This window comes from Enterobacter sp. UPMP2052 (assembly GCF_053709675.1).
This window is the reverse complement of the sequence record NZ_JBSKJR010000001.1, coordinates 2064126-2076910: the sequence shown is the minus strand read 5'-3', so window position 1 is coordinate 2076910 and position 12785 is coordinate 2064126. Positions and strand designations below refer to the sequence as shown.

Annotated in this window: 12 protein-coding genes; all 12 read right to left on the bottom strand. The window is 55.8% G+C overall.

Features of this window, described 5'->3' with window-relative positions; all coding sequences use genetic code 11:
• Positions 1-177: 177 nt before the first annotated feature.
• A complete protein-coding gene (lipB, locus tag ACWKX3_RS09645) occupies positions 178-819 on the bottom strand; it encodes a lipoyl(octanoyl) transferase LipB (protein ID WP_454541643.1) in 642 nt (213 codons plus the stop codon).
• Positions 820-913: 94 nt separating this feature from the next.
• Positions 914-1177 carry a DUF493 family protein YbeD gene (gene ybeD, locus ACWKX3_RS09640; protein ID WP_006177135.1) on the bottom strand — a complete coding sequence of 88 codons (264 nt, stop codon included), beginning with the start codon at positions 1175-1177 and terminating at the stop codon, positions 914-916.
• Between the two features lie 106 nt (positions 1178-1283).
• Complete coding sequence (gene dacA / locus ACWKX3_RS09635) at positions 1284-2495, bottom strand: D-alanyl-D-alanine carboxypeptidase DacA (RefSeq protein WP_006177136.1); 1212 nt, start codon at positions 2493-2495, stop codon at positions 1284-1286.
• Between the two features lie 139 nt (positions 2496-2634).
• Positions 2635-3774 (bottom strand): endolytic peptidoglycan transglycosylase RlpA, encoded by a 1140-nt coding sequence (rlpA, locus tag ACWKX3_RS09630; protein WP_137271775.1) that lies wholly within the window; start codon positions 3772-3774, stop codon positions 2635-2637.
• Positions 3775-3790: 16 nt separating this feature from the next.
• The gene (mrdB, locus tag ACWKX3_RS09625) at positions 3791-4903 is read right to left on the bottom strand and encodes a peptidoglycan glycosyltransferase MrdB (RefSeq protein WP_006177138.1); all 1113 of its coding nucleotides are present in this window, start codon (positions 4901-4903) and stop codon (positions 3791-3793) included.
• A gap of 3 nt (positions 4904-4906) precedes the next feature.
• Complete coding sequence (gene mrdA, locus ACWKX3_RS09620) at positions 4907-6808, bottom strand: peptidoglycan DD-transpeptidase MrdA (protein ID WP_006177140.1); 1902 nt, start codon at positions 6806-6808, stop codon at positions 4907-4909.
• Positions 6809-6836: 28 nt separating this feature from the next.
• A complete protein-coding gene (rlmH, locus tag ACWKX3_RS09615; RefSeq protein WP_003858701.1) occupies positions 6837-7304 on the bottom strand; it encodes a 23S rRNA (pseudouridine(1915)-N(3))-methyltransferase RlmH in 468 nt (155 codons plus the stop codon).
• Between the two features lie 3 nt (positions 7305-7307).
• On the bottom strand, positions 7308-7625 hold the full coding sequence (rsfS, locus tag ACWKX3_RS09610; RefSeq protein ID WP_006177142.1) for a ribosome silencing factor: 318 nt from the start codon (positions 7623-7625) through the stop codon (positions 7308-7310).
• A gap of 269 nt (positions 7626-7894) precedes the next feature.
• Positions 7895-8560 carry a nicotinate-nucleotide adenylyltransferase gene (gene nadD / locus ACWKX3_RS09605; RefSeq protein ID WP_137849072.1) on the bottom strand — a complete coding sequence of 222 codons (666 nt, stop codon included), beginning with the start codon at positions 8558-8560 and terminating at the stop codon, positions 7895-7897.
• The gene (gene holA, locus ACWKX3_RS09600) at positions 8553-9584 is read right to left on the bottom strand and encodes a DNA polymerase III subunit delta (protein ID WP_454541642.1); all 1032 of its coding nucleotides are present in this window, start codon (positions 9582-9584) and stop codon (positions 8553-8555) included. The genes nadD and holA overlap by 8 nt, the downstream gene beginning before the upstream one ends.
• On the bottom strand, positions 9584-10153 hold the full coding sequence (gene lptE / locus ACWKX3_RS09595) for an LPS assembly lipoprotein LptE (RefSeq protein ID WP_058610659.1): 570 nt from the start codon (positions 10151-10153) through the stop codon (positions 9584-9586). The genes holA and lptE overlap by 1 nt, the downstream gene beginning before the upstream one ends.
• 14 nt (positions 10154-10167) lie before the next feature.
• A complete protein-coding gene (gene leuS / locus ACWKX3_RS09590) occupies positions 10168-12750 on the bottom strand; it encodes a leucine--tRNA ligase (protein ID WP_400443068.1) in 2583 nt (860 codons plus the stop codon).
• Positions 12751-12785 lie beyond the last annotated feature (35 nt).

The following is a 12785-nucleotide window of genomic DNA, read 5'->3' as shown; positions in this document are numbered from 1 at the left end:
TGGGTGATTATCACGCCGGTAACATGCACTCTGCAGCAGGGACTATTAGGGAACAAAATAATATGTAACGCTAATATGCGGGCGCTTCGAAAATATAGAATATGGGGATTATTGTAAAGCGTAAAAGCGGGAAATAAGCAGTGGCTCGACAAATAGTGAGCCACCGGGCGAAATATATTAAGCAGTGATATATTCGTGAGGAGGATTGTTAAGCAGCACTAAAAAGTTGTTTAGAAGTACAGGGCGAATTATTTCAGGCGTCGCGTTCTCGACCCACTGGCGCATTTGCGTCATTTCCATCCCGGCATAGCCGCACGGGTTGATACGCAGGAATGGGGTGAGATCCATATTAATATTCAGCGCCAGCCCGTGGAATGAACAGCCCTTGCGAATACGCAGCCCCAGCGAACAAATTTTCATCTCTCCCACGTACACGCCGGGCGCATCAGCGCGGGGATGGGCATCGATATTGTATTCCGCCAGGGTACGCACCACCGTTTGTTCAAGCAGCGTGACCAGCTCGCGCACGCCCAGCTTTCTGCGTTTTAAATCCAGCAGAACGTACATCACCTGCTGTCCCGGACCGTGGTAGGTCACCTGCCCGCCGCGATCGCTTTGAATAACCGGAATATCACCGGTCATCAGCAGATGTTCAGCTTTTCCAGCCTGCCCCTGGGTAAACACGGGAAGGTGCTCTACCAGCCAGATTTCATCCGGGGTAGTTTCATCGCGTGAATCCGTGAAATCATGCATAGCCTGGGAGACAGGTTCGTAAGGTTGTAGCCCGAGATGGCGGACAAGAATGTTATCCTGGTACAAAACGACGACTCCGAAGAGGGACGAGAAACGATGTCAGGGAGTATATCACAGCGGGGAGGTGGGTTACCCGGCCAACCGGGTAACCGCGAGGGGACTACAGCACCATGCGAACGATTTCGATATTGCCGAGTTCTTCGTATAGCGTCTCAACCTGCTCAATGTGTGTCGCAGTGATGGTGATAGAAACCGAGTGGTAGTTGCCTTTGCTGCTTGGCTTAACCGACGGAGAGTAGTCGCCCGGCGCATGGCGCTGTACCACTTCAACCACCTGATCAACCAGCTCAGGTTTCGCCAGACCCATTACTTTGTAAGTAAATGAGGTAGGGAATTCAAGCAGTTCGTTAAGTTTGGTTTTCATGTCAGCTCCGGCGTAACGTCAAAAAAGAATAACTCCCACATCGGGTGGGAGTTATCAGGATACTTAGTATATGGGGATCAAAATCACACTTTCAAGTGTTCAATTTTTAGCCGAACCAGTGATGGAACATCAATTTAATGTAATCAATGATTTTGCCGAAGAAGTTGCCTTCCGGGATCTCATCCAGAACCACAAGCGGGCGCTGATCGATGGTTTTACCATCGAGCTGGAAGTTGATAGTCCCCACAACCTGGTTTTTCTGCAGCGGTGCGTGCAGTTCGGAGGTGTTCAGCACGTAGCTGGCTTTCAGATCTTTCATGCGTCCGCGAGGAATGGTCAGATAGAGATCTTTGTCCACGCCCAGAGAAGCACGGTCGTTGTCGCCGAACCAGACCGGCTCGGAAGCAAACTCTTTGCCTGCTTTAAGCGGGTTCACCGTTTCGAAGAAGCGGAAGCCCCAGGTCAGCAGCTTTTTGCTTTCGGTTTCACGGCCCTTGAAGGTACGTCCGCCCATCACGGCTGAGATCAGGCGCATCTGGCCTTCGGTAGCCGAAGCGACCAGGTTGTAGCCGGCTTTTTCGGTATGACCCGTTTTGATGCCGTCAACGTTCAGGCTGTTGTCCCACAGCAGGCCGTTACGGTTGGTCTGGCGAATACCGTTGAAGGTGAACTCTTTCTCTTTATAGATGGTGTACTCGTTCGGCACATCGCGGATCAGCGCCTGGCCGATCAGCGCCATGTCGCGCGCGGAGCTGTACTGGCCTTCAGCATCCAGGCCGTGAACGGTCTGGAAGTGGCTGTTTTTGAGACCCAGCGCAGTTACGTAGCTGTTCATCAGGCCCACGAAAGCGTCCTGGCTGCCCGCCGCAAAATCGGCCATGGCGACGCAGGCGTCGTTTCCGGACTGCAGGTTGATACCACGGATCAGCTGAGAAACAGGCACCTGCATGCCGGGTTTCAGGAACATCAGCGATGAGCCTTTGAAGACCGGGTTACCGGTGGCCCAGGCATCGTTACCAATGGTCACCAGATCGGTTTCTTTGAACTTGCCTGCCTTCATTGCCTGACCGATAACGTAGCTGGTCATCATTTTGGTCAGGCTCGCCGGATCGCGGCGGGCATCGGCGTTCTGTTCTGCCAGAACCTTGCCAGAGTTGTAGTCGATCAGGATGTAGGATTCCGCGTCGATCTGCGGAACGCCAGGGATCATGGTCTTGATGTTCAGGTCATCGGCATGCGCCGCGGAGAGAGCCGCTGCACAAAGGGCCGTGGTCAGCGCCATGCGCTGCACAAAACGAGCAGAAAAAGTGGTCTTCATGGTCAGAACTACGACATCCGTGATGGAATTAAAAAAAGTGCCTTACTATAGCAAAAGCTATACAGGCAGGCATCCGACTTTAAGCATGAGTTTGTGAATGTGTTTTACACAAATTGACATTTCGGATACCGCCGAATCATTATTTTGCAACAACGATGAACGACTGCAACTGCGCTTCGCTTTGCAGACGCTGTTGCAGGGCCGCTGCCTGCGATTTGCTGGCAAACGGGCCCATCTGAATGCGCCATACCGCACCGTTTTGCTCAACGCGGCCTGGCACGCTGAACTGCTGGCTCAGGCGTTGCTGGTACTGCTTCGCGCGAGCCTGATCGCTTACGGCACCGACCTGAACCACAAAGCCACCGCTGGCAGTTGCGGGTGCAGCAACCGGCGCGCTTTGCGCTGTGCCCGGTGCGGTAACAGGCGCGGGCTGAGTGACGGGTGCAGTCACTACAGGTTCAGTCACCGCAGGCGCAGCGACAACAGGCGCTGGCGTTGGCTCGCTGCCTTCCAGCACGCCCGACGCTAAGGTCGTTGGTGCGCCAAGGAAACCGCTGCTTTTAACCGGGGCGCCCGTGCTGTCATCACTCTGTAAGGTATCGTTGCTGATAGCGCGTACTTCACCCTGCGGCTGAGCAGGTTCAGCTGGCGTGGATGCGCCACCCATACCGCCGCTCAGGTCAGGACGCGGGGGAAGGGCGTAGGTCTGTTTGGCGACCGTCGTACAGGCGGTACCCGGGCCGGAGAGCGTTCCATCCTGCGCCACAATGATAGGATCGATGCGTACTTTGGTATTGTTCGAGGTGTTCAGGCGGTCAGCTGCCGCGCGCGACAGGGAGATCACCCGGTCATTACCGTACGGGCCCCGATCGTTAATACGCACCACAATCATGCGCCCATTGGCCAGGTTGGTGACGCGGGCATAGCTCGGGATAGGCAGCGTGGGATGCGCCGCGGTAATTTGCATCGGATCGAACGTTTCACCAGACGCTGTCAGGTTACTGCCTGGTTCAGCGTCATAGATGGCCGCTAAGCCCGCCTGGCTGAAGCGGGACGGATCCTGAACGATTTTGTAGCTTTTACCGTCGCGCTGGTAATCCTGATTCGCGCTGGCGTTAAGCGGTTCATAAACAGGATCGGCACCGCTGATCTCAACTATCGGGCCATTACAGACCGCTGGCTGCGGCGGCGCGACAGTTGCCTGTTGCTGACCATCATCACTCGTACAGGCTGCAAGTAAACTTGCGGCGATACAGATCCCCAGCCACTGCTTACGCATTGCGATCCCCTTATTTTTATACGCTTTTGGACAACATTTTTCTGTGGGTATGGATCGACATGACGATACCAAACCCGGCCATCAACACGATCAGTGCCGAGCCCCCGTAACTGACCAGCGGGAGCGGGACGCCAACAACGGGCAGAATACCACTCACCATACCAATATTTACGAAGACATAAACGAATAAAATCAGCATCAATCCACCGGCCATGACGCGGCCAAAGGTGGTTTGCGCCCGTGCGGCAATCCACAGCCCGCGCATGATCAGCAGCACATAGAGCGCCAGCAGGATGAGGATGCCGACCAGTCCCAACTCTTCGGCCAGGACCGCAAAGATAAAGTCAGTATGGCGCTCCGGCAAGAACTCCAGCTGTGACTGGGTTCCGTGAAGCCAGCCTTTACCGCGCAGACCGCCGGAACCGATGGCGATCTTCGACTGAATAATATGATAGCCCGCGCCCAGCGGATCGGTTTCCGGATCAAGCAGCATCATCACGCGCTGGCGCTGATAATCATGCATCAGGAAGAACCACAGGATCGGGATAAAGGCCGCCACCAGCACCACGGCAATGCCAATTAACCGCCAGCTCAGGCCAGACAAGAACAGCACAAACAGGCCGGACAGCGCGATAAGGATGGAGGTGCCGAGGTCCGGCTGCGCCGCCACCAGCAGCGTAGGCAGGAAAATCAACACCAGCGCAATCGCGGTATTTTTCAGTGAAGGCGGGCAGACGTCGCGGTTGATAAAGCGCGCCACCATCAGTGGAACGGCGATTTTAGCGATTTCCGAAGGCTGGAAGCGGACGATCCCGAGGTCCAGCCAGCGCTGCGCCCCTTTGGAAATTGCCCCAAAGGCATCTACGGCCACCAACAGCACGATACAGAAGATATAGAGGTAGGGCGCCCAGCCTTCGTAAACACGCGGCGGGATTTGCGCCATAACCACCATAATGACCAGCCCCATCGCAATCTGGCCGACTTTACGTTCCATCATGCCAATGTCCTGGCCGCTGGCGCTCCAGATGACCAGCGCGCTGTAGACCAGCAGCGCCAGGAGAATCAGCAGCATAGCGGGGTCGATGTGAATCTTATCCCACAGCGATTTTTTGTTCGGATTATCCGTCATGATTTATTGGTCCTCCGCCGCAGCGGCTGCCGGGTTTTCAGCAGGCAGTTCGGTGTTGTTATCACCCAGCATGATATGGTCGAGGATCTGGCGCATGATTGTCCCCACTGCCGGACCCGCACCGCCGTTTTCCAGGATCATCGCGACCGCAACCTGCGGGTTATCGTAAGGGGCAAACGCCGTCATCAGCTTGTGGTCACGCAGGCGTTCGGCAATACGGTGCGCGTTGTAGGTCTCGTTCGCTTTCAGGCCAAATACCTGCGCCGTACCGGATTTCGCGGCGACTTTATAAGGCGCTCCGGCGAAATATTTGTGCGCGGTACCGTTGGCCCGGTTTGCTACGCCGTACATGCCGTCTTTGGCAATTTCCCAGAATCCGGAATGGATATCGCCCACCGGCGGTTCGTGCGGCTGGATCCACGGGACTTTTTTACCGTCCTCAACCGTACTTTGCAGCAGGTGCGGAACTTTCACCACGCCATCGTTGATGAGGATCATCATCGCTTTATTCATCTGTATCGGCGTTGCCGTCCAGTAACCCTGGCCGATACCGACCGGAATGGTGTCACCCTGATACCAGGGTTTTTTAAAGCGTTTCTGCTTCCATTCACGGGTTGGCATGTTGCCCGAGCGCTCTTCGGAGAGGTCAATGCCGGTGTAGTGCCCATAGCCGAACTTGCTCATCCACTCGGACAGGCGGTCAATCCCCATGTCATAGGCGACCTGGTAGAAGAAGGTATCCGCAGATTCTTCCAGCGATTTGGTGACGTTCAGATGACCATGTCCCCACTTCTTCCAGTCACGGTAGCGTTTTTCAGAACCCGGCAGTTGCCACCAGCCAGGGTCGAACAGGCTGGTATTGCGGTTGATCACGCCCGCGCTCAGGGCAGAGACGGCGACATAAGGTTTCACCGTGGATGCAGGAGGATAGACGCCCTGCGTAGCGCGGTTAACCAGCGGCGTGTTCGGGTCATTCAACAGGCCGGAATAATCTTTGCTGGAGATACCATCCACGAAAAGGTTCGGGTCGTAGCTGGGCATGGAAACCATTGCCAGGATCCCGCCGGTTCGCGGGTCGGTGACGACGACAGCGGCGCGGCTGCCGGTCAGCAAGGTTTCGATATACTGCTGCAGTTTGAGGTCGAGCGTCAGATAGACGTCGTGTCCCGCCTGGGGCGGTACCTCTTTCAGCTGGCGGATCACGCGGCCACGGTTGTTGACCTCAACCTCTTCATAACCGGTCTGGCCGTGCAGAACGTCCTCGTAATAGCGCTCTATCCCAAGCTTACCGATATCATGCGTCGCGGCGTAGTTAGCCAGCTTGCCGTCTTTATCGAGGCGGTCGACGTCTTTATCGTTAATTTTGGACACATAGCCGATTACATGCGTCAGCGCAGAGCCATAAGGATAGTAGCGACGCTTATAGCCTTTTACCTCAACGCCGGGGAAGCGATACTGGTTCACGGCAAAACGGGCGACCTGCACTTCGGTGAGGTTCGTTTTGACCGGAATAGAGGTGAAGCGGTGCGAGCGGGCGCGCTCTTTTTTAAAGGCAGCGATGTCATCGTCGGTGAGATCGACCACGTTTCGCAGTGCGTTCAGCGTGTCCTGCACATTGTCGACTTTCTCCGGCATCATCTCGATTTGATAGATGGTGCGGTTCAACGCCAGCGGCGTACCGTTACGGTCGTAAATGATGCCGCGGCTTGGCGCAATAGGGACAAGCTTGATGCGGTTTTCGTTTGAACGCGTCTGGTAATCGGTATAGCGGACAATTTGCAGATTATAGAGGTTGGCGATCAGCACGCCGGTCAGCAGCAAAATCCCCAAAAAGGCGACCACTGCCCGGCGCACAAACAGCGCGGACTCAGCCGTATAGTCGCGAAAAGAATTCTGTAGTTTCATCCGCTGCTTAATCTACCCTGGTCAGTCATTACTCGCGGTGATAGGGGTGGTTGGTAGTAATGCTCCACGCGCGATACAGGCTTTCGGCCACCAGCACCCGAACGAGGGGGTGGGGAAGCGTCAGCGCGGAGAGAGACCAACTTTGTTCTGCCGCCGCTTTGCAGGCAGGGGAGAGACCTTCCGGGCCGCCAATCAACAGACTGACGTCACGTCCATCCTGCTTCCAGCGCTCCAGTTCGTGCGCCAGCTGCGGCGTATCCCAGGGTTTCCCCGGGATATCGAGGGTCACGATGCGGTTTTTGCCTGCGGCAGCCAGCATCAGCTCTCCCTCTTTATCGAGAATACGTTTGATATCGGCGTTCTTGCCGCGCTTTCCTGCCGGGATCTCCACCAGTTCGAACGGCATATCTTTTGGGAAACGGCGCAGATACTCAGTAAAACCGGTTTGTACCCAGTCCGGCATTTTGGTGCCGACGGCGACCAGTTGCAACTTCACGCATTAACCCCAGAGTTTTTCCAGCTCATACAGGCGACGGCTCTCGTCCTGCATGACGTGGACAATCACATCGCCGAGATCGACAACCACCCAGTCAGCGGTCGCTTCACCTTCAACGCCAAGCGGATAAAGCCCTGCTGCGCGTGATTCCTGAACGACATGGTCGGCAATGGAAGCAACATGGCGAGTGGACGTGCCGGTGCAGATGATCATGCAGTCGGTGATGCTGGATTTACCCTTAACGTCGATAGCGATGATGTCCTGACCTTTCAGGTCATCAATTTTGTCGATAACAAAATCCTGGAGTGCTTTACCCTGCAAGTTTTCCCCCTGGGTGAATGAGATTGTACAACTGTGAATTCGTGGCCAGACAGTATACCTGAACTGACGCCAGTATCGGGACAAATGTCACCGGCCGGGCTTTTGAAGGCGGGTATCATCCCACCCCCCGCCTGAGATTGCATCGCCATTTTTGTAAAACAATTTCTGTAAAGCAATGACTGGCGGGAAAGTCTGGCAGCGGAGGATAACAGTATGGCTTACCCTGTCAAGGCAGGATAATCAATAAGCCCGGTTTTCGTGTGCCAGCATTATGCGTCTGTACTTTTCTGATACAGCCCGTGCTGATGAATATAGTCCAGCACGGCGGCGGGCATCAGTTCGTCGCAGGATAATCCCTGCTGCAGGCGCTCGCGGATGAGGGTCGCCGAAATATCAAACCATGGCGTATCGGCCAGATAAATCTTCCCGGCAGGCAGGTTATGCAGATCCTCAACGTTGTTCGTCAGGTGGGTATCCAGCCACTGCTGATGCTGCTCTTCGCGCATGGTCAGGGGGTAGCCCGGACGGCGGGTTACAATCAGATGGCTGTTGTTCAGGATGGTTTCGTACTGATGCCAGCTCGGGAAATTCAGCAAGGAATCCTGTCCGATAATAAATGCCAGCGGCGCGTGCGGCCCTTGCTCATCGCGCCACTCCTGCAGCGTTTGCGATGTCCAGGAGGGGGCGTCGCGCTGCAGTTCACGCTCGTCGAGGGTAAAGAGCGGCTTATCGGCAATGGCCAGGGCGAGCATCGCTTTACGCTGTTCGCTGGTTGCCTCAGGCTGCGGGCGATGCGGTGGAACATTGTTGGGCATGATAATGACGCGCTGCAGGCCAATCAGGTTAGCCAGAATTTCTACCGGCTTAAGATGCCCGTAATGGACCGGATCGAAGGTGCCGCCATATAGCGCCTGAAGAGAATGCATATTATCCATCAATAAAAACGTCGGCGAGCGCCTTGTGGCAAAGCAGCAGAGAGAGACTTTCCAGCTCCGCCCATATCGACTGCCCATAATCCTGCTTCAGCGTCAGCTCGGCGCGCATCAACAGTTGCACTGCCTGACGCAGCTGCTCATGGCTCAGGCGCTGTACCGCTTCGGTGGTCATCGCCCGGCGATTCTGCCAGACACGGTGTTTATCAAACAGCGATCGCAGGGGAGCGTGTGCGGACTGGCGCTTGAGCGTAATCAGCAGTAACAGTTCACGCTGAAGCGTACGCAGCAAGATGACCGGTTCACTGCCTTCCAGCCTGAGCTGCTGCAAAATATGCAGGGCGCGCTTGCTCTTTGCCGCAAGCAGGGCATCAACCCAGTGGTAGGGGGTGAAGTGGGCGGCATCGTTAACGGCTTGTTCAACGCGGGGCAGGGTCAGTTTGCCATCAGGCCACAGCAGGGCGAGGCGATCCAGCGCCTGGGCCAGGGCCAGCAGGTTGCCTTCATAGCAGTAGCACAGCAGCTGATTTGCGGCGTCATCCAGCTGGAGGTTATGCTGCTTTGCCCGCGTGGCAACCCATTTTGGCAGATGCGCCTGTTCCGGCGTCTGGCAGGTGACCAGCACGGCGTTTGTTGCAAGCTGGGTAACCCATGCCGCGTTCTCCTGCGCTTTGGTGAGCTTATTGCCGCGCACGATCAGCAATAAATCGCTGTGCAGCAGGCTGACCAGCGTCGCGAGTTGCTCATTGATGGCCGCATTTGGGCCGTTTTCTGGCAGCAGAAGCTGGATGGTCTGACGTGACGCAAACAGGCTCATCGCCTGACACACTGAAAAGAGGGCGTTCCAGTCAGTGCTGTTATCAAGCTGGAAGGTGTGGTGTTCATCAAAACCCTGAGCCGCCGCGACGTGTCGAACGGCATCAAGGCTTTCCTGAAGTAAGAGCGGATCGTTGCCCAGTAACAGATACGCCGCGCGCAGCCCTTCATTGAGCTGCGCGCGGAGTTGTTCAGGATACAACCTGATCATCAGTTACCCATCGAGGTAGTCACCGGCGGCGAGTTTGCCTCCGGCTGGTCGATGATGTCTGAGCCCGGTTTCGTCGACGCGGCAATGCTTGGCAGCTTACGGATCAGCTGCTCGGCTGCCTTGTCATACATTTCGTTGATGATAATCGCCTGCTCAGCATCTTTCGCCAGTGCAGTTTGCGGGTTATCAAAGAACGAACGGTAGACCTTGGTGCTGATCGGATAGATATCTTTACCCGGGATCAGCACGGCTGCGTTAACCGACATGACCATCTGATATTCCGCCGTACGCCCATCCTGGAAGATAGAGGCGGTATCTTTACTCAGCGTCGAGCCGGTGACGCGGAATGACGGTACATCCTGGCGCAGCGTGTCTTTTTCGATAATCTCAACGCCATTCAGGCGCAGCTGGTTGCGGATCGCCCGGCTGAGTGGGCCATTCGGATCGGATGAATCAAAGATCATCGTTTTCATGTTAGCAGGCACTGCCGTAGTGTTGCGCAGATGCCAGCCACAGCCTGCGGTGACCAGCACCGCCAGGGATAAGAGTATTGTTGCCAGTTGTCGCACGTTTCCTCCCGCGCTTAGCCAACGACCAGATTGAGCAGTTTGCCCGGTACGTAGATCACTTTACGCACGGTAACGCCCTCAAGATATTTCGCCACCAGAGGTTCCTGGCCGGCACGCTCGCGAACCTGTTCTTCGGTGGCATCGACAGCCACGGTAATTTTACCGCGCACTTTGCCGTTGACCTGCACAACCACCAGCGTGGTGTTTTCCACCATGGCTGATTCATCGGCTACCGGCCACGGTGCGTTATCGATATCACCTTCGCCTTTCAGCTCCTGCCACAGAGTGAAGCTGACGTGCGGAGTGAACGGGTTCAGCATGCGAACCACAGCCAGCAACGCTTCACGCATCAGGGCACGATCCTGCTCGCCTTCCTGCGGGGCTTTTGCCAGCTTGTTCATCAGTTCCATAATAGCCGCAATTGCGGTATTGAAGGTCTGACGACGACCAATATCATCGGTCACTTTCGCGATTGTTTTATGAACATCACGACGCAGTGCCTGCTGATCTTCAGTCAGTGCCGCTACGTTCAGCGCCGGCACATCGCCCTGTGAGGTGTGCTCGTAAACCAGTTTCCAGACGCGTTTCAGGAAGCGGTTCGCCCCTTCAACGCCGGACTCCTGCCATTCAAGCGTCATGTCTGCCGGAGAGGCAAACATCATGAACAGACGCACGGTATCCGCGCCGTAACGCTCAACCATCACCTGCGGGTCAATACCGTTGTTTTTCGACTTGGACATCTTGCTCATGCCGGTATAAACCAGCTCATGACCTTCGGCGTCTTTTGCCTTAACGATACGGCCTTTTTCGTCGCGCTCAACGATGGCATCAACCGGAGAGACCCAGTTACGCTCGCCGTTAGCACCCACGTAGTAGAACGCATCCGCCAGCACCATACCCTGACACAGCAGCTGTTTCGCCGGTTCATCAGAGTTCACCATGCCTGCGTCGCGCATCAGCTTGTGGAAGAAGCGGAAGTAGAGCAGGTGCATGATGGCGTGCTCGATACCACCGATGTAGATATCCACCGGCAGCCAGTAGTTTGCCGCGTCAGCGTCCAGCATGCCTTCCTGATACTGCGGGCAGGTGTAGCGCGCGTAGTACCATGATGACTCCATAAAGGTGTCGAAGGTGTCGGTTTCACGCAGCGCAGGCTGACCGTTAACGGTGGTTTTTGCCCACTCAGGATCGGCTTTGATCGGGCTGGTGATGCCGTCCATGACCACATCTTCTGGCAGGATCACCGGCAGCTGATCTTCCGGGGTGGGCAGCACGGTACCATCTTCCAGCGTCACCATTGGGATTGGCGCACCCCAGTAACGCTGACGGGAAACGCCCCAGTCGCGCAGACGGAAGTTCACTTTACGTTCGCCAACGCCCAGAGAGGCCAGTTTATCGGCAATGGCGTTAAAACCGTCTTCGAAGCTCAGGCCGCTAAACTCGCCGGAGTTGAACAGCGTGCCTTTTTCGGTCAGCGCATGTTCGGACAGGTCCGGTTCAGAACCGTCAGCCGCGAGGATAACAGGCTTGATGTCCAGACCGTATTTGGTGGCAAACTCGTAGTCGCGCTGATCGTGACCCGGAACGGCCATCACGGCACCCGTGCCGTACTCCATCAGCACGAAGTTTGCGGCCCACACCGGGATCGCATCGCCAGTCAGCGGATGCTTAGCGTAGTAACCGGTCGCAACGCCTTTCTTCTCCATCGTCGCCATGTCGGCTTCTGCCACTTTGGTGTTGCGGCATTCGTCGATGAAGGTCGCCAGTTCCGGATTGTTTTCTGCCGCTTTCTGCGCCAGCGGGTGACCTGCGGCCACGGCCAGGTAGGTCGCGCCCATGAAGGTATCCGGACGGGTGGTGTAAACGGTCAGCGGCTGATCGTAGTTGTCCACGTTGAAGGTGATCTCTACCCCTTCAGAACGGCCAATCCAGTTGCGCTGCATGGTTTTAACGGTGTCTGGCCAGTGGTCAAGCTTGTCCAGATCGTTCAGCAGCTCGTCAGCGTAGGCGGTGATTTTGATAAACCACTGCGGGATCTCTTTACGCTCAACTTTGGTATCGCAGCGCCAGCAGCAACCGTCGATAACCTGTTCGTTCGCCAGAACGGTCTGGTCGTTCGGACACCAGTTAACGGCGGAGGTTTTTTTGTAGACCAGCCCTTTTTTATAGAGCTCGGTGAAGAATTTCTGTTCCCAGCGGTAGTATTCCGGGGTACAGGTCGCCAGCTCGCGGCTCCAGTCGTAGCCGAAGCCCAGCATTTTGAGCTGGTTTTTCATGTACGCGATGTTGTCGTACGTCCACGGCGCAGGTGCCGTGTTGTTTTTAACCGCCGCACCCTCAGCAGGCAGGCCGAACGCATCCCAGCCGATCGGCTGAAGAACGTTTTTGCCAAGCATTCGCTGGTAGCGAGCAATCACATCGCCAATGGTGTAGTTACGCACGTGGCCCATGTGTAGTCGACCAGAAGGATAGGGAAGCATCGACAGGCAGTAATACTTCTCTTTGCTCTCGTCTTCGGTTACTTCAAAGGTACGCTTCTCGTCCCAGTGTTGCTGGACTTTTGATTCTATCTCTTCCGGGCGGTATTGCTCTTGCATGGCAGCCAGTGGTCCTGTTTTCAATACAGCTACAA

What these genes read in the sequence shown, in the direction of transcription:
- leuS (WP_400443068.1), bottom strand. Translation starts at nt 12,750, where the DNA reads ATGCAAGAGCAATACCGCCCGGAAGAGATAGAATCAAAAGTCCAGCAA.
- mrdB (WP_006177138.1), bottom strand. Translation starts at nt 4,903, where the DNA reads ATGACGGATAATCCGAACAAAAAATCGCTGTGGGATAAGATTCACATC.
- dacA (WP_006177136.1), bottom strand. Translation starts at nt 2,495, where the DNA reads ATGAAGACCACTTTTTCTGCTCGTTTTGTGCAGCGCATGGCGCTGACC.
- holA (WP_454541642.1), bottom strand. Translation starts at nt 9,584, where the DNA reads ATGATCAGGTTGTATCCTGAACAACTCCGCGCGCAGCTCAATGAAGGG.
- ybeD (WP_006177135.1), bottom strand. Translation starts at nt 1,177, where the DNA reads ATGAAAACCAAACTTAACGAACTGCTTGAATTCCCTACCTCATTTACT.
- nadD (WP_137849072.1), bottom strand. Translation starts at nt 8,560, where the DNA reads ATGGATAATATGCATTCTCTTCAGGCGCTATATGGCGGCACCTTCGAT.
- mrdA (WP_006177140.1), bottom strand. Translation starts at nt 6,808, where the DNA reads ATGAAACTACAGAATTCTTTTCGCGACTATACGGCTGAGTCCGCGCTG.
- rlpA (WP_137271775.1), bottom strand. Translation starts at nt 3,774, where the DNA reads ATGCGTAAGCAGTGGCTGGGGATCTGTATCGCCGCAAGTTTACTTGCA.